Raw genomic sequence first — 21,815 nt, forward strand, 5'->3', positions numbered from 1 at the left:
ATCGCTATGAACTTTAAGGATATCGAATTATTTCTAGCACTTTTCGAAGAACAAAACATCACTAAAACAGCCGACCGATTATTCTTGTCTCAACCCGCTTTGACAAAAAGGATCAAAAAGGTGGAGGCTTACTTAGGAAAGCCGTTATTAATTCGTCATCATGACGGGATCACCTTCACACCTGCTGGCGAAATTTTTCTGATTCACTGTCGAAAAATTATGGACGCCTATAATGATATGCTGAATCAAATGAATTCCGAAGAAAACGATCTTCAAGGGACAGTAAGATTGGGAACAACCCCCATTTTTGCTCATTACAAATTGCCTTCACTTCTGGAAAAATTTAAGGAAGCTTATCCGAAGGTGGATTTTTTTATTCAAACCGATTTAAGCAGAAAAATCTATCGCCAGCTGCAAGAAAAAAATCTGTCTGTAGCGATTCTCCGAGAAGGCCACGCTTGGGAGGCCGAGAAAAAACTGCTTTTCAGCGAACCGATTTGCCTTGCCTATCATCAGGAAATATCTTTTGACGAATTGAAGCATAAAAACTACATTCACTATCAAACAGACTCACACTTAAGCTACCAAATCGAGCACTGGTGGGACGAACGCTTTTCTGAACGTCCTCATATTAGTTTCAGCACCAGTAATGTCGATGCTGCACTGGAATTAGTCAAACAAGGATTAGGCTGGTCCATACTACCAAAGACCGGCTTGAAAAATTTTGATGGCTATTTGGAGGAGCTGCACTGGTTGAATCAGCAACCCTTTTCCCGAAGCACGTGGCTTTGCTACACGAAGGAATCCTTTAATTCTGCAGCCACTTCAAGCTTTATTGAATTTGTTCAGAATTATGATTTCTCTATCTGATTGTCCACCTGCATTTTGCAAAACGTAAAAAAGTCTACCAACAAATTCAGTGGTAGACTTTTTATTGACCGTAAGTGACGGAGTAAGCCATTAGGTGATTCTTTCAGATATTTTATGAAGAAAGAAGTCAAGGTTGACATGTCTAAATAGGACGAACTATACTTTTTTGATTCAATCAGTAAAAAGGCCTCATGGATTTTTCTTTTCTCCACGTACTTTTCCAAGCTAAACGTTGCTGCTTTGAATGTGCGTGCGCGCCGCACCTTCTTTATGGGTAAGAATGGTTTATTTAGGGGGGGCTGCTGTTTGTTCGTTGACAATTGAATGGTTATGGGGTGAATTTTACAAGGTTACATCAACTTATCTGAGATCTACAGAAATGCTTTAGACACCAAAACTAACAGGTAGAAATGGGCCCTTCTATTGTGCTTAATGATCTTGTGGTCTAGTTTTCAGCTGATGGTTATCCATGCTTGAGCGTCTCACTTTGCATTTTACCTAGTCTTTCCGTTTCGAAAGAGCCAACAGCTCTACGCTACATACATTCAAGAGAAGAAACCAGCATCAGGAGAGCTTCAGGCAATTCCCGGTCGAAAAAGCAGCAGGATAGAGGCAAAGAAAAACATCCCTACATTTTGCAAGGACGTTCAAAGGTACTATTTTTGAGAGGAAATACTATTTAGCCATATGCAACATTAGGATCTGGCTCAAAAGTTATTGTCACTGCATGATGTGAAACATTCGCTAATTTAGGCAATATATCTGCGTCGGGAGCCTTTCGGCATTTTTCCCAGTCGTCAACATCTTGTTTAGTAACGTTCAATAATTGCGCTAAGTCTTCTTGGCTTAAATCAGAATTAGCACGGACATTTAGAATGGAAATGGCAAATGGCATAAGCTGACGTTTCTTCTCAATTCTTTTGCCGAACTCTTCGTCTGTTTTAGAACGATTTTCGATATATTCTTTTGTATTCAATCCTTGCCACCTCGATTTCTTTGAGTGAAATTCTTCTTAATTGAAGTTGCACGTTTTATTTCTTTCTTAGGTGTCTTTTGCGTCTTTTTAGTAAAGCCATGAGTGATTAGGTATTTGCCTTTGTCATATTTAAAATACAAGCCTCTTTGCTCATTTTCTTCGCCAGATAATCTTAGTTCAAACAGATTATCTTGACCAGACATATTCTTTGTTAATCTTAATTTTTGAGATTGTTGAAAACCAATTATTTCAACCTGCTCAATTAGAATCAAGAAATCATCTCTGTCGTTTTCCGATAATTCATCTAAAAACTCTTGAAACGGACAATTACCTAGTTCAGTTACATAATACTCGAACTCTATATTGTATTTGATGCTTCATCACAACCTTTACAGATAAATCTAGCTTCTCAATCTGACTAGCGATGAGCTAAGTAGAACATGTTTTCACGGGTTAAAATATTTCTATATATTATACAAGAAGAAAGAAATATGAACTCGTCTCAATGTATATTATAGCATAAAAGATGAGGGCCTATCTATGGACCTAACTTCCTAAATTAAAATCTTCAGTAACCACTCAAAAAAAGCTTGGTGAAGAAAATCCAGACCATGCTTTTCAATATTTATCATTTATTGATATTATAAGCTTTTGAAGACTGGCTAATTATGCTGTACTCTCTTACTGCATGACTTATATTTTCTGTTGGCAACATCAACAAAGCAGTTTTTCTTTTTCAATACTTCTAGCAAGGCATCTACATACAATACTCCAGTCACTTTCTTCTCAATACAGCAATGACACTCACCGAACAGGGTTATTGAATGTCCCCGTCCGTTAAGTGTCAATGGTTTTCTCAATATCTCTTTTTCCTTGAAGTATTTCTTCTTTTGAAAAACCTCCTCGCTTCAAATCATCTTCACTTAGTTCATCAAGTTTATTATAAAACCATTCAGCGGTACTTCTAATTTGTGATGTTGAAAGCCTTCCCAAGCTTTCAAAGAGTATATTTTCAGCTTCAGATATTTTCAAGAATACTATTTTTTCGAGTAGAAGTTGAGTGAGTGGAACAGATCTACGTTCACCAGTTATGTCATCCTCCACGTCAATTAAAGGATCATCATTAGTTTCTTTTACCGTAGATAACTTTAACGGCACAATTGTTAGTTGCTTCATTAACCAATCATCTTGCATTATATTCATTCCTTTGTATATTATGACCTACATGCTGTATTTTCTATGGATATAAAGTTACAGTATCAAAATTTGTGCGTCCTTTTCAGTTTTACATGTTCTATTTCACTTTCTCGTTCCTCATAATCGTTATAGACTTTGTCAATGTACTATTATAAGTCTACAATGCAACCCCCAATTAAACCTATATTCGGAGCAGCATATAGTTCCATCAAGTGATGCGGCGTATTGATTGAATCAATCACCTGATTCAGTTAATCGATTTTCTACAACTCCTCCAATTTCTCCTGATAATAATCGATTTTCTCCGGGCTAATATTCAGTGCCACTCTCTCATCAGCCGGTAATTCTTTCAGATATTTTATGAAGAAAGAAGTCAGCGTTGACATGTCTAAATAGGACAAACTATACTTCTTTGATTCAATCAGTAAAAAGGCCTCATGGATTTTTCTTTCCTCCAGGTACTCTTCCAAAAGCTGGTTTCCTGATACAAGCTTGCCATTTTCATCTTCCACTTGTCCCAGATTGATGCTGCCTTTTTCCAAGCTAAACGTTGAAGCAATAATCCGACCGGCTGCTTCGCCGATCGTCTTCAACTGCCTTACCAAGTAATCTTCTTCAAAAGCCATCGTCTTACTTCCCTTCTCTGGTGTCCTATCATTTTTTAGTATTATTTATCATTCAGATTAGCTTGAACATGTCCTAACTTCTGACCGATTTTTAGTTCTGGTTTAACATTAGCACGCTGAAATAGATTGAACAATCGGACTTAAGAATGATAAAAGTCGTCGGTTAACGTACATAAAAAAAAGACAAGCAATGTGCACACGACACTTGCCTATCTTCTTCTCCGAATCAATTATGGGACGCTATAGTTCACTAAGATACATCCCGGTATAAAGCACAATACTTAGAACAAACAGCCCCGGGACCGACCAAAAGAAAAAGTTCTCTCTCCCTTCAACAAAAAAATCAGCCACGAGTAAGAAGGTTGCCAATAGTGAACAGGCTCGAGCGAACAGTGTAACGACCTTTCGTCCTTTTTTCTCAACTTTCATCTGGATATCCTCATTTCGTTTAATTGCCAAAAGAAAAAGCCAAGTCTCCCGCAAGCTTGGCCCGATCTTTCAATCAGTTGACAAATGCCCTCTAATTGCCTTCTTCATTTAAATATTACAACTCACTTTTCACCTTGTTTAGAACCCGCCGAAAAGTGATACAGCCACGCCCGTTCATGAAATATCTCGGAATCATTACACCAAATTCGTCACGAATATCCAGAAAAGCCAAAGCAACCTCTCTAGTGGTAAAAGAAAGCTCACTCCCGAAAAAGCTCTCCTCCCAATAATCAATACAATCATTCAGATCAAATGAAGTCCGAATCTTGAATATTTCTACTAATTTGTCCTCAACTTGTACATCTCTACTCATCATGATCATTTCTCCTAACTTTATTATTAGGCAACTATTTACATATACAATTATAAACTGTCTGTTCAACCGTGCACAAATTTAGATTTTAACGATCGGTAAATACATTCAATAGTTTTATGGTTCATAATTAATTTGAATAAAACAGATCCCCCTAACAGAATAAAGGGATTTAGTTACTCTATCTATTTTCTTGCACACAAAAAGAAGACAGGCAATGTGCAAACACACGTTACCTATCTTCGATTGAATTACTTCAAAACTTACACTTTTAGAATTCGCAGCATCTTCTTGAAGGATACACGGTACAGAATGAAGATGTATACACACACCGCTGCAAATATCAGCAAATCATACCTGTAGGCGATCATTTCTGAAGGAGAGAACCGACCATCGTTGACTACGAAAATCAAGAACATCATAAACAGCATCCCTACTCCGCCGATCACAGTTGGGTAAACAAAGATCTTCGTCAGCTGTGAGTTCACGGTGCGGCGAATGTATTTGTTATTAGCCCCCAGCTTGGTTAAATCTTCAAAAAGCTGTTTGTTGTTGATGGCAATCGTGATACTGCGGGTGTAGGCAATAATCCCTACCGCTGCTAAACAAATAATCGCAACATAGACAAACAGCAGGAAGAACACGGCCATATCCCGTAAAAAGTTTTGTTTCATGACGGTTTTGATACTCGGATAATATTTCCAATAATTCCGCAAATCAGGATTACTGGTATCAAGCTCCATCACGATGTCCCCATCATAATGCTCACCGGCAAGCTTCGCCTGTTCCGATTGATAGGCATCATAGGTGGTGGTTCGCGCCATTTCTGCCGGTGCCCTAGCGATGAATTCGCTAAAAACTTCTTCAGCAAAAGCCTGCTCAGCCTCGGATTCCTCCACATTGAACATCAGTTGTTTCACTTGGTGATCTTCTGAAATGCCCGCTGTAATAGCCTCAAAATCGGCATCATTCAGCACATAGCGATTGGTGGCTAAATGGAACAGCTCTTTATCATCATCCAACGTTCCAGTTAAACTTAACTTGAAGGTTTCATCTGTGGCTGGATTGGTGACCTGATCCATATCATCGAACTTGGTCCACGTATCCTCAGGACCATTTACAAAGATGTAATAGCCTCCTTGCGGTACAGTCAGCTGTTTACCAGTAATTTGTTCATATTCCGAAGCACTGATAAATTCAGCGTATTCATGTTTTTCTTGGTACTCTTCCACTAATTTCCCACTATCTGTCCAGTCACGTTCAATCCCGCTGCCTAGCAGCTCAGCGAAGTCGACTTCCATATAATCGGTTGCCTTCACGTCATGCTTAGCCGCTAGACTCTCAATATCCTCTTGGTTCAATTCATCGATATTAGCTGGATACACCAACGAATAATCTACCGGACTATCATCAATCTGCCAGTAGCTGGTGGCAGACATCGGCACGTAGAATAAAGCGAACATACTCGCTAAAACTAACAAAGCCATAACACACATATTGCGGACCGTTTGTTTCCCTTGGGATTTCATCATGCTGTAGGGAATAATGTTTTTGTAGTACTTTTGCGGCCGTTTGCCCCGTTCATGGTGGGAAATCAAATAGGTCACCAGACGATAAATCCCCACAATCGAGATCAGGTAAGTGGCATTCCATAGGCCAGGCAGGTTGATTTTGAAGGCACTTGCCACAGCAAATGGCACCACATAGCCCAGCAGTATCCCCAATACGGTCATAACCAACCCGGTTAACCCGTAAGCTCGCGTCACCTCTTGGATCGGTTCGTTTTTCCGTTGTTCGTTTAGGATGTCCATCAAATTACTGCGCTTCATAAAGATATACGCCATCACAAAGATACAAAGACCCAAGACTACCGCAAACATCAAGCCCACCAGCGTACCGGTGATAGAAAATTGATACGGCATCTGGCTGGTATCAATCACCAGCACCCGGAACAATTGCCAAATGATCACGGAAGCAATATTCCCCAGAACTAACGCAACCAAGGTACAAGCTGCCCAGATTTTTGCCAGCTCTTTGTAAAAGGTCTTAGTCAAGACTCTTTTTGAGGCACCCAACGCTAGGAAAACGCCGGTTTCCCGACTTTTATATTTGAAAAATAAGCCAGTGGCATAAATGGCAAACATCAAACAGCCAATTAAGGCAATCACAAAAATCATATTGACTTGTTTACGAGAATCGCCGCCTACCGGCAAGACCGTTAAGATCGTTGGACTAAAAAGCATCGCTGAAAATGACGTAATCAAAAAGACCGCAAAGGCGATACAAAAGATCAGCTGAACATAGTTGCCGCGATTATAACGCCGCAGCTTATCGAAAATTTTATCCAAGTTCATTGCCGACGCCCCCATTCAGCTCTTTCAATACTAGCAGCAGCTCATCGTGAAAGGCAGTTGGACGACTAGAACGAACCATTTCTTTGAAAATATGTCCATCCTTCATGACGATTACCCGATCACAGTAACTAGCTGAAAAACTATCATGGGTAACCATACAAATAGTTGCCCCAAGCTCCTCTTTCGCCTCGGTAAAAGCACCAATAACCGCTGCTCCGGATTTACTATCCAGATTTCCTGTCGGTTCATCGGCTAAAATCAATAATGGATTGTTCATTAATGCACGAGCTACGGCAGTCCGCTGCTTTTGACCACCAGAGATTTCTACCGGATATTTATTGCCCACTTCGCGAATGCCGAACATGGTTAACAGCTTCTTGGCCCGGGATTCCATCTTCTTGTAAGGAGCGTTTTTAATGATCTTTGGCAGACAAATGTTTTCAAAAATTGTCAGTCCGTCTAAAAGCATAAAGTCCTGGAAGACAAAGCCTAGTTTTTCGTTCCGAACTTCCGCCATTTGTTCTTCGTCTAAGGCAGCGATCTTCGTGCCGTTTAGCAAAATTTCGCCTTTTTCATAAGGAATAAAGCAAGAGATACAGTTCAGCAAAGTAGTTTTCCCACTACCTGATGACCCCATAATTCCAACAAATTCCCCTTTACGAATGGTAAAAGACACATCCTTCAACACATTGTAAGTAACATTCCCGCTTTGGTAGCTTTTGTATAAATGATTGACCTGTAACATACTTAACTCCTCCTTATTTTTTAAATCCCTATCTTCTCTTTTATAATAGAAGAATTTGGGTCTCCAAAATAGACCCGGAAATGTAAAGTTTGACATGTTTTTTGTAAAGTTTGGTAAGCGGTTTATGATGAGAGGGAAACTTCAAGCTACAGTGTGATCTAAACAATCATTTGAGTGTCGGCGGAAGGGCAGATGTTGGTTGAATACACGACTAAAAAAGCTGATGTAAAAATTCTAATAAAAGAATTTCACTTCAGCTTTCTTCATTGACTTTTCTTACTCGCAACAGCTTTATCTACCGCAATATATCAATCAAATCCTTCTTAGCAGCAGTTCCAGCCGGCATCACACTGAAGACAATTCCGATAGCCGTTGAAACGCCAATTGCCAAGGAAACCGTAAACAAATCGATGGAAACGGAAATTCCTAAGAGCTTTCCGATCAGATAAGCCACGCCGATTCCTATGATGTAGCCGACAAAACCACCCAGCAGCGTCAATGTGACCCCCTCCATCAGAAACTGCATCCGAATCGAATTCTCGGTAGCCCCTAATGCTCGGCGGATGCCGATTTCTTTGGTACGTTCTGACACAGAGATGTACATCATGTTCATCACACCAACCCCGGCAATAAACAGCGAGATGCCGGCGATTGCTGAAATAAAGTACGTCAAAGTGCTCATGATTTTCCCGATGCCGTCCGTTAACATGGCCGTATCTGTTGTGGTATATTCACCCATACTGGTCATCGTGCCGCTTTTGGTTAGTTTTTTAATCACGTCACTAGTTACAACACTAGGTGTATATCCATCAGCGATCATTACCTCCACTGAATTAGTAAATACCTCCTTATCAAAGTAGGTATAGTAGCTTTTCTTCGGAATCTTTACATTGGATTCAGGCATCGAGAACATACTTTCCAGTTCCGATCCCTCAAAAACCCCAACGATGGTAAATAAATGACCCTCGATATCTACACCGCGGCCTAAAGCCGATTCTTTCTTGTCATACAGATCTTTGGCTGTCGTGCTATCCACCAGTGCGATCTTTTGATGGGAATCATTGTCGTAGTCTGTTAGATCTCGGCCAACCTCCGGGGTTTCGTTGGAACGAGCCACCAAATCGATCTGTTTATTTTCTTTTTTCTGCTTCACAGGAATTTCTTTGTAGATAGAGTCCATATTATCGCTAATATAATCAGCACTTTTCACACCGTCCACCTGCTGGACCATGTCAATATCCGGTTTCTGAATGAGATCAATCGTTCCATTATAGAGACTCGTATCATCGGGAGTAAAATTGACTTGGACTTTGATCTCTTCACTGTCTGAATCAGTTAAACTTTTGATCGTATCTTTTTCAAAGCCGCGACCAAGGGCCATAATTGTAATCACCGAGGCAATGCCAATGACGATACCGAACATTGTCAAAAGACTCCGTTTGCGGTTATTGCGAATCGCCTTAATGGCGGTCTGCCAGTTTACAAGAAACTTCACGAAATCAGCTCCTTGTCTTCGATGATGGCGCCATCTCTGATGGTAATCATCCGCGAACAATAGGGGATCAGCTCTGGGTTATGGGTGACAAGAATCAGGGTAATGCCTTCAATCAGATTCAGTTCTTTAAATAGTTCCATGATTTCCGTTGAAGTCCCTGAATCCAGCGCACCGGTAGGTTCATCGGCGATTAAAAATTTTGGCGAATTAACTAACGCTCGGGCGATGGCCACCCGCTGCTGCTGACCGCCGGAAAGTTGTTTCGGATACTTACCCGCCTTATCCAAAATCCCTACTTTTTCTAAAACCTCATCCACCTTATGCTTAGTTTCCCCGTGTCTATGGTGATTGTATAAAAGCGGCAGCTCAACATTTTCAAAAACCGTATTGTTTTCGATCAGGTTGAACCCTTGAAAGACAAAACCTACTGCCTCATTACGAATGCTTGAAAGCAGCCGATCACTGCTTTCAACCAATGACGATCCTTCAAATAAATAAGTACCTTCATACTTGCGATCGATAAAGCCTAACAGGTTAATCAAGGTCGATTTCCCTGAGCCTGAAGGACCCATGATCGCCAGCATTTCACCTTTATCAATATGAAGGTTCACATCCTTTATCACGTGCAGCGATTCTTCATCAGATTCATAATATTTGTTGACATCAATTAATTCGATCATTTGCGCACCTCAACTTTGTCGCCATCGGTCAGTTTTTTGTCTGGATTGCTGATGATCCAGTGATGATCAGCAGCATCATATTTCATTTCTTTGATTCCTGACATTGTATTCGTTTCCATTTCGTACTTCCTCTCATATTTCGCTGCTCTTACTCATAAAGTAGGCAACGAAAATAGACTCGTCTAATACTGCTCACTTAGCTCTCTTCAAGCTTTGGAGTCATCATATTCTTTAAATAGAACGAATACAAAGATTATGAAAATTCACGCATAAACTCCTCATTTAATTATACAAGTTGGTGAATAATGATATTTGTAAACACCAATGCAACGATATTTCCAACATAAAAGAACCACTATTCGCGGGTGCAATTCGCAAATAGTGGTTCTTTTAAATGCTCAAGATTCTTATTGATTTTTAGTGGATAGTTCTCCTCACCTTCACCTGGGTCAGCAGATAACTACAGTAATTAATCCCAGCAATTATTACCCAAAGGATTGCATAGTAAGCAGGGTTAAACTGGTATCCCTGAGCACTAAATTCACTGCTGGTCAGGAAACGAAGCGGCTCGATGAATAAAGCGATGGTCACAGATTGGATCAAACTGATGACCAGCTTTTCTAAAAGCATGATTTTTCTCAGCTTTTGATTGCTTAGTCCAAAGCTGAACATGATTTGATAATCGTTTAAACGTTGATAATTCACGATAAATTGAATACACACTAGCAAGAACAGACTAGAGAAAATACTCACCACAATCATATTGTTAAAAATCGCTTTTTGATCATCCAGAAATACTTTGACGATCCCTAAGAAGTCGCTGTCTCTTTCTAAGAAGCCATCGGGATCTTCGCGGATTAATTCACCAGCAATTTCTTCAAAACTGCTATTGTAAAACTTAAACTGCGGCACACTTTTTAGCAGCACATTTTGCTTGAGGAAAGCCGAATTATTTATATAAGCGAAAATTCCTTTGCTGGAATTGCTGCTTCTTAGCAAACCGCAAATAGTAAACTCCTGGCTTTCTCCTTCAATAGATAAAAGGATTTTATCGCCAATGTTATAGTTGTCGGAGGATACATACATATACGGATTCAGAACGATTTGATTTTCCTTTTCATAGTCCAACCACTGTCCTTTTTCCAGTTCTTGTTTTTGGACACTTTCTAAGAATCGCTGGCTGATATTAACAGACAATCGGTCAAAATTCGCCGCTGTTTCAGATACATATACATCCACAACCCCGGCTTTTGAAACAAACTCCTCGATGGAATCACCGTTTACCTCCAGCAGTTGTCCATTTACTGAATAATCCAACGTGTAGTCCTCAATCGAATGGGTCTGCAGCTTTGAACTTACTGGCACTACACTGTCGGAGGAGGTTGTGTAAACCGCTGATACCACCCCACTCTTCTCCTCTTGAGGCGTTCCTGAAAAAGAAGTAATAAAATTGGGAACCATGATCAAGATCAAAATGAAAATCAGTGATATGGTAAAAATGGTGGTGCTGAAAGCAATCATGCCACTCGTTTGTTTCAGGGACGAAAACGCAAGATAGTACTTGTTTTTTATGACAAAACGCAGCCTGCTGACTAAACGAATGCCCACATAACTGATGACAAACACCAGCAGTGAAAGGATCAATATCCCAAGCAAATAAATGAAGCCTGAGAAAGATCCTAGATACAGGGAAATAGTTAGCGACAGCAAAAGATACACCACAAAAATACTCAGCTTGATGCGACTTTCCTTCAGCAAGTTCACCTGTTTCTTTTTGAAAAGTTGGAAAGAAACGGCTTGCGCGCAAGATATTGGAATCAAGGAAAAAATCAAGGTTTCTAAATAAATCAATCCCGTAACCAGCAGCACATTTTTCAGCTGCCCCAGTGAAAAGAACTTCAACGTCGAGTTAGCAATCGAAGACACGTAGGCGACACTGCCAATATGTCCAACAATCAGACCAATTACTAACCCCACTGATGTAATCAGCAGCAGTTCCAAAAGAATAAACGCCGCCACTTGTTTGTTTTTCATCCCCATTACTTTCATCAACACGTAATCCTTCATTCGTTGTGTCACGAAGAACAAAAAAGCGCAGCTGACACAAATCCCGCTGATAATGAAGGTTATCGCCCCGATTAATTTCAATCCTTGGAGTCGCAGCTCAATTCTTGGCGCAATTTTTTCCGTCAGCTCCTCGTGGGTACGGGTAGAAAAGTTTAGCGAAAAGACGTTCTTGGTTTCTTCGATGGTTGATTTACTTGGAGAATCTAAATAGGCCACATTCTGAACTGGCTCATCCGGCAAATAAACCCAAGCATTGCCAATCATGTTTTCCGAATATTCCATCTCCGTATCCGAAGCATCTAGGTAGCGATTGGATGGCAAAATCTCCTTTACCGTAAACAGGCGATCCTTTTCTATTTGCGAATGCAGCTTTACAAACAGCTGATCATTCACTTGAACCCCCAAACGATCCGCGGCTTTACTGCTCAGCACAATTTCGTCTTTTTTCAGCTTTTGGAAATTTTCTTGTGGTTTAATCATCACGTTTAGAAAAACGTTACCAATTTGATCGTCTATCATAACATTCGTGACCATTTGCCGCCCGGTTGAATAAGTAGTGTTCGGCAAACTTGTTAAATAGCTGACCTGGTCATCAGAAAATGTATGTTGGAAATAGTCTTTGTCTTGAATTTTAATCGCAGCATGGCCATTAACCTTGGAAATTTCTTCAGCTGCAGTATCTTGGTAATAATCAGTCAACGTCGACATAAAATAAGTGCTGGCTGCAGCCAAGACAATCGATAAGATACAGGCGAAGACCAATAGCTTATGTTCAACGAAATTGCGGAGACTGTATACTTTAAATAGATGCAAAAATTTCATAACGCCGCATCTCCTATTATTTCCCCATCATGAATACGCACGATCCTTTCGCTGTAGCTGGCCATTTCTTCGTCGTGAGTCACCATCACGATGGTGGTGCCAAATTGTCGGTTGATCTCTTTGAACAGCTGCATGATATTTTCGCTGTTTTTACTGTCCAGGGCACCAGTTGGTTCATCGGCTAATAATAATTTCGGTTGTCGAATTAAGGCTCGGGCGATGGAAACTCGTTGCTGCTCCCCGCCGGATAGTTGGGAAGGATATTTTTTGAGCAAATCTTTTAGACCAAGATCGGCCGCTAATTCTTCGGCGGTCGCAAAATTTTGTTTAGTCGCAGAAAAATACAACGGCAGGCGGATATTTTCCAGCACCGTCAAGGAATTGATCAAATTGTATTCTTGAAACACAATCCCAACCTGCTCATTTCTAAAATCAGCTAATTGATTCTCGTTTTGATTTTTGAAGGTGACCCCAGCAACGTCCACCTCACCGCTGTATTCAGCGTCCAGGCCGGCAATAATATTCAGCAACGTGCTTTTTCCGCTGCCGCTTGCCCCCATAATCGAGACAAACTCGCCGCTGTTGACGGAGAAGTTGATGTCATTTAAGATAACCTTCTGATCGCTGGTGGTTTTGGTGAGGGAGAGTAGTTTGATAATTTCATTGTTCATTTGGCCGTACCTCCTCTTTGCGTCGGGTTTGTACTATATAATAATACCTTACAAAAACAGTATACAATACTGATTTAACGAGTGTCTATATAATTATCGACAATACATTTTTATAGCACATCAGATATAAGAAGTACGCTTTTTGTTTTCTCCTGTAAGAAATTAGTAGATGCAATTTCTTGCTTGCTGCTAATCGGGTCTGATTATGATCAAAAACAAGACTTTTATGACTGAAAGATCTTGAAAATAGAAATGTCCCCACCCAACTTGTTTAATTGAGTAGGGACATTTTTGTATATAGGGACTTATTGATTGACTACAATTTCCGAAATCTTCTAATCTCGACTATACTTCGCAACATCTGCCATCATCGTCTGCACAAAATGCTCCAGACTTTCAACAGCTGTTTCTTTACTGCCATACCGGCGAATATTTACAGAGTCGTCTTCAACCTCTTTATCTCCCACGACGATTTGATAAGGTATTTTTTGTGTTTGAGAAGTCCTTATTTTGTATCCCATTTTTTCATTCCGAGCATCAACTTCTACCCGCAGACCTTGTTCCTGCAAACGTCTTTTTACTTCATGAGCGTAATCGCTATGAATATCCACCGACACGGGAATGATGGTTGCTTGAATTGGTGCCAGCCATGTAGGAAAAGCTCCCTTATAAACCTCAGTTAAATAAGCAACAAAACGTTCCATGGTGGAAACAATTCCGCGATGGATGACTACTGGGCGATGAGTGTTTTCACCGTCTGCTCCTACGTAAGTTAGATCGAATCTTTCGGGAAGCAAGAAATCCAATTGAATAGTGGACAGTGTTTCTTCATTGCCTAAGGCTGTTTTCACTTGAACATCCAGTTTTGGTCCGTAAAAGGCCGCTTCTCCTTCTGCTTCAAAGTACTCTAAACCTAACTCATCCATCGCACCCTTCAGCATTTTCTGGGCGTTTTCCCACATAGCATCGTCATCGAAATACTTATCGGTGTTGTTAGGATCGCGATAGCTTAAACGGAAACGGTAATCGGTCACGTTAAAGTCCGCATACACATTAATCATCAAATCCAAGGTACGCTTGAATTCTTCATTGATTTGATCTGGACGAATGAAAGTATGCCCATCGTTCAACGTCATTTCCCGCACCCGCTGCAAACCAGACAGCGCCCCGGATTTTTCGTAGCGATGCTGCATCCCCAATTCAGCGATTCGAATCGGCAGCTCGCGATAGGAGTGAATATCATTTTTATAGACCATCATGTGGTGTGGACAATTCATCGGACGCAGCACCAGCATCTCACCATCCCCCATGTCCATTGGCGGGAACATATCTTCATGGTAGTGATCCCAATGGCCGGAAGTTTTGTAAAATTCTACATTGGCCATAATCGGAGTATAAACGTGCTGGTAGCCCAGACTAATTTCTTTATCTGTAATGTAACGTTCAATGGTACGTCGAATAGTCGCACCCTTTGGCAACCAGAATGGCAGACCGGAACCCACGTCTGAGGAAATCATAAATAGATCCAATTCTCGGCCTAATTTCCGATGATCTCTTTCTTTGGCTTCTTCCCGAATTTTGATAAATTCCTTCAGCGCTTTTTTATCAAAGAAAGCTGTACCGTAAATTCGCTGCATCATTTGGTTTTCTGAACTGCCTCGCCAATAAGCACCTGCCACTGACAACAGCTGGAAAATCTGAATCCGACCGGTTGTCGGCACATGCGGTCCGCGACACAAATCAATAAAGTCTTTTTGTTCATAAGCAGTGATTATTTCATCATCGGGAAGTTCATTAATCAGTTCTACCTTGTAAGGATCGCCGCCAAAGATTTCTAAAGCTTCCTCTTTGGTTAGAACTTTACGAACAATTGGGTTGTTCTCTTTTACAATTTTCATCATCTCTGCTTCAATCGCTGGCAAATCCTCAGAAGTGATCGGCTGCTTGCCGTTATCGGTATCGTAATAAAATCCTGAATCAATCGCTGGCCCAACACCAAAGTGAATATTCGGGAACAAGCGTCGCAGGGCATTTGCCATCAAATGAGCCGCAGAATGGCGCAGAATTCCCAATGCATCCTCATGATCTGGTGTCACGATTTCGATTGTTCCATCTTCTTCAATGGCCTGATTCAAATCGATCAACTCACCATTTAATTTTCCCGCCAAGGCTTTTTTAGCTAAGCTTTTAGAAATCCCCTCAGCAATAGTCAGAGTTGTTACACCTGATTCGTACTCTTTTTTCATTCCGTCTGGGAAAGTAATTCTGATTGACATGTAAATCTCCTCCTATTTTTGAATAATAAAAAAGTCCTAGCATCATTTAAGATACTAGGACGAATTATCGTGGTTCCACCTAAGTTTGAGCTCCAAAAAGCTCCTTGAACGTGATAACGGGACGACCGCCTTTGGATTTAGCAAAGGTCTGAAAAAAGTGGTAAAGCCTTGAGGATTTGGAAAACTTGCAGCCGAGGTTTTCCTCTCTTAAAAATCTAGATCAAGGATTCGTGTCTTTTTCTCTAATCAATTTTTAACAGTATACCCATGAATTTTGAAAATTACAAGGAAATTTTACAAACAAGCGAAGAAGGGGGATTCCGTTTCCCCACGTTTGTCCCGATTATGTTGGTTTGCTATAATGAGAAAACAGTTCAATTCTTCTTGTTTTTCCTGCTAAGCTATTTTATAAGCAATCAAAGGAGCAATTATGCGAAACTACTTTTTAAAACGCTGGTTTTGGGTGATCCCCGGTATACTGGCTTTTTTACTAACTCAATATGCCCGGCTTCATCCAGCTTGGACTGAGACAGTCTACAGCTTAACCATTTATCCAGTTTTGGCGAATGTTGTCGGATTTTTGCCGTCGCTGGTGTCTTTTTCGGTAACTGAATGGCTGATGCTGCTATTCATTGTCGCCTGCTTAATTGCTATTATTTTTTCTGTTCGGAAATTCATTGTCACGAAAAAGGAACGAAAAATGCTGGTGTACCGTGGCATAGTAAGTGTGCTAGCGATCGTCAGTATGATTTATTTCCTGTTCACGCTGCTGTGCGGGTTGAATTATTATCGTTATACCTTCACTGATTATACTGGTTATGATATCGGTCATAGCAGTCAAGGGGAGCTGGGGCAGCTTTGTGCCAATTTAGCGGATGAGTTGGTGGAAATTCGCGAGGAGCTGCCGACGGACATTTATACTTCGACAGAATTTGCGACCTATTCTGAAAAATCAGTTGACGCGATGCAGGAGCTTGCCGATGACTATCCTGTGCTGGAGCGGTCGTTTTATTCCCATCCTAAGCCGGTGCTGCTCTCAAAAATAATGTCGAGTGCTGGAATCACCGGTGTGTTTTTCCCATTCACGATGGAATCAAACGTCAACCGGGATGTTCCCTTCTACACGATTCCCGCAACGATGACCCATGAACTGGCCCATCAAGTAGGTTTTATGCGGGAAGACGAGGCAAACTTTATCGCCTATCTCGCCTGTAAAGAAGTAAAGGATCCGCTGATGAAATACAGCGGCTTATCTTTGGCCTTCAGTTACGCTATTTCAGCCTTAAATCGAGTCAGTCCGGAAAAAGCGAACGCCGTGAAAAGTCGCTTGTCGCCGCAAGTTCAGCAAGATCGTGCCTATAATTCAGACTATTTCCGTCGTTATCGGGGCAAGTTTTATGATTTTTCAACCAACGTAAATAACACCTACTTAAAAGCCAATAACCAAAAAGATGGCGTTGCCAGCTATGGCCGTATGGTGGAGCTGTTGTTGGCGGAACAGCAGCATCAGCGAAATTCTGAATAAAAAACAAGCCAGACCCGAATGCAAAAACAGGTCTGGCTCATTTTATTCTGTAACCCGCTATTTTGACTCCAAGCCGGCCTGTTTCAAAAATGCTTTCCACGTTTTAAATTTTAGCGTTGCATGTCCACTTAGCTTAAACTCATCCTCAGTCGGAACGCGGTCTAATTCGGCTGTTTTTTCTTTGACCGCTTGAATCAGTTCCTCTCTGCTGTAGCCCTTTTTCCGGGGTGGTAATCCAGTAGCCTTGACAAAGTTTGTCCACGAGCCGAATTTCTTAACGGCTTGGGTCTGGTAAGGAAACTCCTTCACACGGGGTGTTTCCCCCAGCTGTTCACTCAATTCGATAAATTCTCTGATGATACTCTCCTTGGATAAATCTTTTTTCGAAACTTTCTTACTTGGGATCAACCCCGCCGCTTCGAGAAAATTGTCCCATGATTTGAATCTTCTGATGATCTCAAAAGGATTGTCTACGTCTGAAGACTTGGGTATCCGACCTAACTCAGCCGCTTTTTGCTGGACCTCTCGAAGGTACACCTGATTGGAAATCCTTACGTTGGAACGTCTTTTCAAGCCACTTTCGTCAATAAAGGTTGTCCATAAGCCGAATTGATTAATAGCTTCATTTCTATATTTAAACTCATTCATACGAGGCGTTTCGCCAAGTTCTTTGCTTAATTTCAACAGTTCGTCAATCAACGTTTGCTTATCCAGCTGGAGGATCAAACCAGCTTCTTTAAGAAAATTAGTCCAAGATCCGAAGCGATTGCAAGCTATGGTAGCCTTTTTAAATTCTGCGCTCCCTGGTGCCCGTCCCAATTCAGCTGCTCTTTTTTGAACCAGCTGAATCAGCTCTTCATTACTGATGTTTTTCACTCTGAAACCTCCCTGATAAAAAAATGACTCTCCCATCAGTCGCAATCGACTTGAAAGGATTTTAAGCCGACCTTTCCTGCTCTTTAGAAAGATACGCTATTTTCGATAATTTTTGCAGAATCTTTTATATTTTTAGGATGTGCGGAAATTAATTGCAGTTATAGTATAACAAAACAATATATTTAAGAAAACAAGAAAAGCTGATTGCTGTAAACAAAAAATCAGCTGGTCAATGTACAGTTGACCAGCTGTTTCAAGTATGATCAAAATGATGATCTAATTAATATCTCAGTCGTAAATCCAACCAGTGTTTTTGTTTTGAGGGTGCATCTTTGCCACGCTTTCGGGGCTCTAATCCACTGGCTTTAACAAATTTTGGCCACGAGCCAAAAAGCTGGAATGCTTGTCTGTAGTATTTGAAATCAACTGAACGAGGGGTTTCTTCCATTATGTTACTTAAGTGGATAAATTCCTGGATCAACTCTTCTTCTGATAATTGGTTCGTTTTTACATAAACTGGTTTATGGGGTTTCAGCCCTGCAGCTTTAAGAAATTTTTCCCATGAGCCAAATTCCCTAACAGCCATTGTATAGTCGGGAAATCTATAGGAAACCGGCGTCTGTCCGATTCTCTTTGCTTCTGCTTGAACCAATTGGATTAACTCCTCTGAGGTGAGTTGTTTTCGCGGTTGTTTTTTCACCTTAGGTTCTTTAGGCTGCTTTTTTACCTTAGATTTTCGAGTCCGCTTTTTCAGTCCGCTGGCTTCGATAAAGCGGGCCCATGAGCCGAATGCTTTGATCGCTTGATTATAGTGTTTGAAATCAGCTGAACGAGGGGTTTCTCCTAGTTCATCACGTAATTGCCGGAGTTCATTTATCAGTGCTCGTTTCTTTTGTTTGGCGAATTTGGATTTATTGTTGACCGGTAACCCCGCTTTCTTAACAAATTTCTCCCAAGAAGGGTATCTTGTTTTGACAGTTTGGGAGTGTTTGAATTCCGAGGCAAGCGGCGTATAGCCTAATTCGGCAGCTCTTTCTTTCATCGCTGCAATCAGCTGGTCCTCGCTCAGGCCCCTTGAGCGCTTTTTCAGTCCACTTTTTTTGACGAAGTTTGACCATGAACCAAATTGAGCAAGCGCTTTTTTATAATAAGCAAAATCAGCTTTTCTGGGTGTTTCTCCCAGCTCAGCACTTAATTTTACTAATTCGTCAATCAGCTCACTCTTGGATGAAGGATAGTCTGAAGCTTCGCTTTTGCTTACCTTGCTAGGGGTTAATCTCGCGGCCTTCAGAAAATTATTCCAGCTGCCAAACCGTCTAGCGGCCATCGAATAATACCTAAATTCTTTTGAAAGCGGCGTCCTTCCTAATACAGCTGCTCTTTGTTGAACTGATTTTATCAGCTCCTCATCACTGATGTGTATCACGTGTAAATCCTCCTCAATAGTAAAGAAAAGTACGACAGGCTGTTCACACAGACCGTCAAAAAAAACATATTCGTATGTAATTACATTGCAGGTCTAACAGATTAATTATACCAAATGATCGTCAGAAAATGTCTGTATATAGCAAATTTTTGATAAATTCTGACGCTTTTTTTCAAATAGATTTCCCCTCAATAAAAAAAGATAAGCATATGTATTATTACACATCGCTTATCTTCCTATTTAAAGCTATTTTCTTTGAAAAAGGCCTCATCCTGATTTTCTTTCCCAATTGATCAGGAAAAAACTCAAGATCACAATGTACAGAACCACACTAAGGGTTCCAAAAAGAAAAACCTCGATTAAATTGAAAGCCAGTATCCCTAAGCCTACTCCTGCTACAATTGCTGCATTGGCATTTGAACCGGCCGATTGACTTGATCCGTAAAAATAAGGCGCTTTGGAGCGAATTTCAAAGAAAAAGTAGACTAGGCCCATGACAAGCAAGGCCCCGCCGATCCAGCGCAGAAGCTCATTGGCAGGATTTGTGCTGATGACGATTTTAGCAGCATAGGTTAGTAAAGATGCAAGGTAAAATGTGAGAATTCTTAAGGTGTGCTTGTTCATGGGAATCCCTTCTTCCTTCTTTTTATCCAAATTGGTGCGTACGGTCCTTTACACCTTTAATTATAAATTGCTGATCAAACGCTGCACAAATCTAGATTTTAAGCATCCTTAAATTCCTTCAATAATCATAGGAAGCATTAATAATCCGAATTATTTATCGTTGTAACACAAAAAATCGCAAGAAGATAGACAAACTTCTTCTTGCGATGATTCAGATTTTTTATTGTGCCAATTCGTTCTTCAAGGAAAGTTCGTTGATTAAATTCTGGATGCTGACTAACGATTTCGTCGTCACATATGGCCCCATCACAATCACTGGAAAATCATCCGGCAAGCCTTCCACTGAACCGGTGGTAATCAAGGCATCAAAGTTCAGCATCTCTTTATACATCCCCTGCTTGCGTTCCACCACCTGCTCGAAACAGTAAATCTCAAAATTGCCCAGCGCCATCCGGCGAATATGCGTCGCCAAAAAGTCCTCTTCTGTCGGCGTCAAATCAGACAAAAGCAAGATGCGGACCTTTTTGTTTTGTTCTATCAGCATCGGCAAACTGTCCCTTTCAGCGGTTAACAGCAAATAGACATAGTTCATCACAAAATCTTCTTCGCGATACATGGCATATTTGGTTACAAATTCCTGCACGATCTCTTTTACCCGTTCGATAGGCTTTTGGTACATAACCGAAGCTAAGGATAAGAAGGTATTCCGGCTGCGGCGCAAAATCGAGACAAACGCCCCATTGCGGTCATACAGGTAGCAGTCATTCAGCAGCACAGTGGTGGTATCAATCAGCCCCCGCTGATCCATCTTACCGCCGGTCAACTTATTAAACTCCTTTGTCAATTCAAAGTGCTGACGAAACAGTATTTGGTAGCGGGAATTATCTGCCAAAGCCATTTCCCGATGCTTGATACTGAAAACTACCGCATCAGAATAGATCAACCATAGACAATCCCGGACGGTTTCGTCAGTCAGCGGAACATTAAACAGCTCCTTTGTCGTTTTGTCTAAATCATTGTAGGTTTGCGGATCTGGTAAAATAAACCCGTCTTTTCGCAGTTCATTGGCTGGATACTCATGACCATTTTTAATCCGCCATAGGCTGACATAGACATTGTAAATCAGGCGCTTTTGAAAAATATATTTCCGGTACAATCCGTTTTTCTCAATAAATTCAATCACAAACTCTTCAATTGCGTTGAATTGCTCGTCCTTCAGCATGGGTAAAAGATTTTCAAAGGCATTTTGTTTCTCGATAAAATAATAGTAATAAAAATGGCGAATAACACTTTCCTTGCCTTCGATACGCAATGGCCGGTAACGCAGATGCATGCCTGCCTTTTCTAATGCAAGCTTGACCTTTTTCAAACAGCGCTGGGTGTTGGAAACGCTTAAGTACAACCGATCAGCTAAGTTCGTAATGTTGTCGCATTCCTCATACAGCAGCTGCTCAATAATCTGAAACTCTGGCGAATTGATTAGAATATCTGCATACATGTTCCCAATACTAACCCGATCCTGAACCAGCAAACGATAGATGCCTTTATATTTTTCAATCTGAAAATTGTCGATTTGCTCGTTAATTAATCGTATATCATCCAACAAAATGGGCAGAGAACACTCTAGTTCGCTTAACAGCTGGTCACTTGGAAAGCCGTCCCGATTGTAATACAATTCCTCAATTAATCGCATCCTACGTGTGGTGCTATTTCCCAGAACTTCACGAAAGTTCATCCGATCTCCTCCTTTTTCCCTCAACATTAGTTATTGGATATGAACATT

General features: G+C 40.9%; 20 protein-coding genes. 2 read left to right on the forward strand and 18 right to left on the reverse strand.

All coding sequences use genetic code 11. The features are described from left to right. Positions 1–6 precede the first annotated feature (6 nt). A complete protein-coding gene (locus tag JZO70_RS07685) occupies positions 7–870 on the forward strand; it encodes a LysR family transcriptional regulator (RefSeq protein ID WP_207672967.1) in 864 nt (287 codons plus the stop codon). A 679-nt stretch (positions 871–1,549) separates the two neighbouring features. Here the strand turns inward: JZO70_RS07685 and JZO70_RS07690 are convergent. The 14 genes from JZO70_RS07690 to thrS all read right to left on the reverse strand — a co-directional run bounded on the left by JZO70_RS07690 (position 1,550) and on the right by thrS (position 15,581). Further along, positions 1,550–1,846, reverse strand: coding sequence for a helix-turn-helix domain-containing protein (locus JZO70_RS07690; RefSeq protein WP_207672968.1), 297 nt, complete (start codon positions 1,844–1,846; stop codon positions 1,550–1,552). Next, positions 1,843–2,220, reverse strand: a complete 378-nt coding sequence (locus JZO70_RS07695) for a type II toxin-antitoxin system RelE/ParE family toxin (RefSeq protein WP_207673038.1) — start codon at positions 2,218–2,220, stop codon at positions 1,843–1,845. The genes JZO70_RS07690 and JZO70_RS07695 overlap by 4 nt, the downstream gene beginning before the upstream one ends. 463 nt (positions 2,221–2,683) lie before the next feature. Beyond that, positions 2,684–3,040, reverse strand: a complete 357-nt coding sequence (locus tag JZO70_RS07700; protein WP_207672969.1) for a DUF6483 family protein — start codon at positions 3,038–3,040, stop codon at positions 2,684–2,686. A 266-nt stretch (positions 3,041–3,306) separates the two neighbouring features. Beyond that, positions 3,307–3,669 (reverse strand): hypothetical protein, encoded by a 363-nt coding sequence (locus JZO70_RS07705; protein WP_207672970.1) that lies wholly within the window; start codon positions 3,667–3,669, stop codon positions 3,307–3,309. Between the two features lie 240 nt (positions 3,670–3,909). Beyond that, the gene (locus tag JZO70_RS07710) at positions 3,910–4,098 is read right to left on the reverse strand and encodes a hypothetical protein (protein ID WP_207672971.1); all 189 of its coding nucleotides are present in this window, start codon (positions 4,096–4,098) and stop codon (positions 3,910–3,912) included. Between the two features lie 115 nt (positions 4,099–4,213). Beyond that, the gene (locus JZO70_RS07715; protein WP_207672972.1) at positions 4,214–4,474 is read right to left on the reverse strand and encodes a hypothetical protein; all 261 of its coding nucleotides are present in this window, start codon (positions 4,472–4,474) and stop codon (positions 4,214–4,216) included. A gap of 260 nt (positions 4,475–4,734) precedes the next feature. Then, positions 4,735–6,825 carry an FtsX-like permease family protein gene (locus tag JZO70_RS07720; RefSeq protein WP_207672973.1) on the reverse strand — a complete coding sequence of 697 codons (2,091 nt, stop codon included), beginning with the start codon at positions 6,823–6,825 and terminating at the stop codon, positions 4,735–4,737. Then, positions 6,812–7,570: an ABC transporter ATP-binding protein gene (locus JZO70_RS07725; protein WP_207672974.1), complete on the reverse strand. Its 759-nt coding sequence runs from the start codon at positions 7,568–7,570 to the stop codon at positions 6,812–6,814. The genes JZO70_RS07720 and JZO70_RS07725 overlap by 14 nt, the downstream gene beginning before the upstream one ends. A 295-nt stretch (positions 7,571–7,865) precedes the next feature. Further along, complete coding sequence (locus JZO70_RS07730) at positions 7,866–9,065, reverse strand: ABC transporter permease (protein WP_207672975.1); 1,200 nt, start codon at positions 9,063–9,065, stop codon at positions 7,866–7,868. Beyond that, positions 9,062–9,745, reverse strand: a complete 684-nt coding sequence (locus JZO70_RS07735; RefSeq protein WP_207672976.1) for an ABC transporter ATP-binding protein — start codon at positions 9,743–9,745, stop codon at positions 9,062–9,064. Before JZO70_RS07735 ends, JZO70_RS07730 begins: the two co-directional genes overlap by 4 nt. Next, entirely contained in the window at positions 9,742–9,864 is a 123-nt protein-coding gene (locus tag JZO70_RS22590; protein WP_278252596.1) for a hypothetical protein, read from the reverse strand. The genes JZO70_RS07735 and JZO70_RS22590 overlap by 4 nt, the downstream gene beginning before the upstream one ends. A 298-nt stretch (positions 9,865–10,162) precedes the next feature. Further along, complete coding sequence (locus tag JZO70_RS07740) at positions 10,163–12,634, reverse strand: ABC transporter permease (protein WP_207672977.1); 2,472 nt, start codon at positions 12,632–12,634, stop codon at positions 10,163–10,165. Continuing rightward, positions 12,631–13,305, reverse strand: coding sequence for an ABC transporter ATP-binding protein (locus tag JZO70_RS07745; RefSeq protein ID WP_207672978.1), 675 nt, complete (start codon positions 13,303–13,305; stop codon positions 12,631–12,633). Before JZO70_RS07745 ends, JZO70_RS07740 begins: the two co-directional genes overlap by 4 nt. Positions 13,306–13,640: 335 nt before the next feature. Beyond that, on the reverse strand, positions 13,641–15,581 hold the full coding sequence (gene thrS / locus JZO70_RS07750) for a threonine--tRNA ligase (protein WP_207672979.1): 1,941 nt from the start codon (positions 15,579–15,581) through the stop codon (positions 13,641–13,643). 430 nt (positions 15,582–16,011) lie between these two features. Here thrS and JZO70_RS07755 point away from each other — a divergent pair, with 430 nt between their 5' ends. Further along, the gene (locus JZO70_RS07755; RefSeq protein WP_207672980.1) at positions 16,012–17,106 is read left to right on the forward strand and encodes a DUF3810 domain-containing protein; all 1,095 of its coding nucleotides are present in this window, start codon (positions 16,012–16,014) and stop codon (positions 17,104–17,106) included. Between the two features lie 57 nt (positions 17,107–17,163). On the opposite strand, the gene JZO70_RS07760 is transcribed toward JZO70_RS07755, so the two are convergent. From JZO70_RS07760 to JZO70_RS07775, 4 genes are all read right to left on the reverse strand, one after another. Continuing rightward, entirely contained in the window at positions 17,164–17,982 is an 819-nt protein-coding gene (locus JZO70_RS07760; RefSeq protein WP_207672981.1) for a homing endonuclease associated repeat-containing protein, read from the reverse strand. 280 nt (positions 17,983–18,262) lie between these two features. Next, complete coding sequence (locus tag JZO70_RS07765) at positions 18,263–19,408, reverse strand: homing endonuclease associated repeat-containing protein (protein WP_207672982.1); 1,146 nt, start codon at positions 19,406–19,408, stop codon at positions 18,263–18,265. Between the two features lie 267 nt (positions 19,409–19,675). Continuing rightward, positions 19,676–20,032 (reverse strand): hypothetical protein, encoded by a 357-nt coding sequence (locus JZO70_RS07770; RefSeq protein WP_207672983.1) that lies wholly within the window; start codon positions 20,030–20,032, stop codon positions 19,676–19,678. A 220-nt stretch (positions 20,033–20,252) separates the two neighbouring features. Continuing rightward, positions 20,253–21,767 (reverse strand): AcpB/EbpR/MafR family transcriptional regulator, encoded by a 1,515-nt coding sequence (locus JZO70_RS07775; protein ID WP_207672984.1) that lies wholly within the window; start codon positions 21,765–21,767, stop codon positions 20,253–20,255. Positions 21,768–21,815: the final 48 nt, after the last annotated feature.

Origin of the sequence: Candidatus Enterococcus moelleringii (assembly GCF_017377575.1) — a bacterium.
Lineage (GTDB): Bacteria > Bacillota > Bacilli > Lactobacillales > Enterococcaceae > Enterococcus_A > Enterococcus_A moelleringii.

Bases quoted from the DNA above. Each gene is read 5' to 3' on its own strand.
- JZO70_RS07685 (WP_207672967.1), top strand. From the start codon at position 7: ATGAACTTTAAGGATATCGAATTATTTCTAGCACTTTTCGAAGAACAA.
- JZO70_RS07700 (WP_207672969.1), bottom strand. From the start codon at position 3,040: ATGCAAGATGATTGGTTAATGAAGCAACTAACAATTGTGCCGTTAAAG.
- JZO70_RS07705 (WP_207672970.1), bottom strand. From the start codon at position 3,669: ATGGCTTTTGAAGAAGATTACTTGGTAAGGCAGTTGAAGACGATCGGC.
- JZO70_RS07710 (WP_207672971.1), bottom strand. From the start codon at position 4,098: ATGAAAGTTGAGAAAAAAGGACGAAAGGTCGTTACACTGTTCGCTCGA.
- JZO70_RS07715 (WP_207672972.1), bottom strand. From the start codon at position 4,474: ATGATGAGTAGAGATGTACAAGTTGAGGACAAATTAGTAGAAATATTC.
- JZO70_RS07720 (WP_207672973.1), bottom strand. From the start codon at position 6,825: ATGAACTTGGATAAAATTTTCGATAAGCTGCGGCGTTATAATCGCGGC.
- JZO70_RS07725 (WP_207672974.1), bottom strand. From the start codon at position 7,570: ATGTTACAGGTCAATCATTTATACAAAAGCTACCAAAGCGGGAATGTT.
- JZO70_RS07735 (WP_207672976.1), bottom strand. From the start codon at position 9,745: ATGATCGAATTAATTGATGTCAACAAATATTATGAATCTGATGAAGAA.
- JZO70_RS22590 (WP_278252596.1), bottom strand. From the start codon at position 9,864: ATGGAAACGAATACAATGTCAGGAATCAAAGAAATGAAATATGATGCT.
- JZO70_RS07740 (WP_207672977.1), bottom strand. From the start codon at position 12,634: ATGAAATTTTTGCATCTATTTAAAGTATACAGTCTCCGCAATTTCGTT.
- JZO70_RS07745 (WP_207672978.1), bottom strand. From the start codon at position 13,305: ATGAACAATGAAATTATCAAACTACTCTCCCTCACCAAAACCACCAGC.
- thrS (WP_207672979.1), bottom strand. From the start codon at position 15,581: ATGTCAATCAGAATTACTTTCCCAGACGGAATGAAAAAAGAGTACGAA.
- JZO70_RS07755 (WP_207672980.1), top strand. From the start codon at position 16,012: ATGCGAAACTACTTTTTAAAACGCTGGTTTTGGGTGATCCCCGGTATA.
- JZO70_RS07770 (WP_207672983.1), bottom strand. From the start codon at position 20,032: ATGAACAAGCACACCTTAAGAATTCTCACATTTTACCTTGCATCTTTA.
- JZO70_RS07775 (WP_207672984.1), bottom strand. From the start codon at position 21,767: ATGAACTTTCGTGAAGTTCTGGGAAATAGCACCACACGTAGGATGCGA.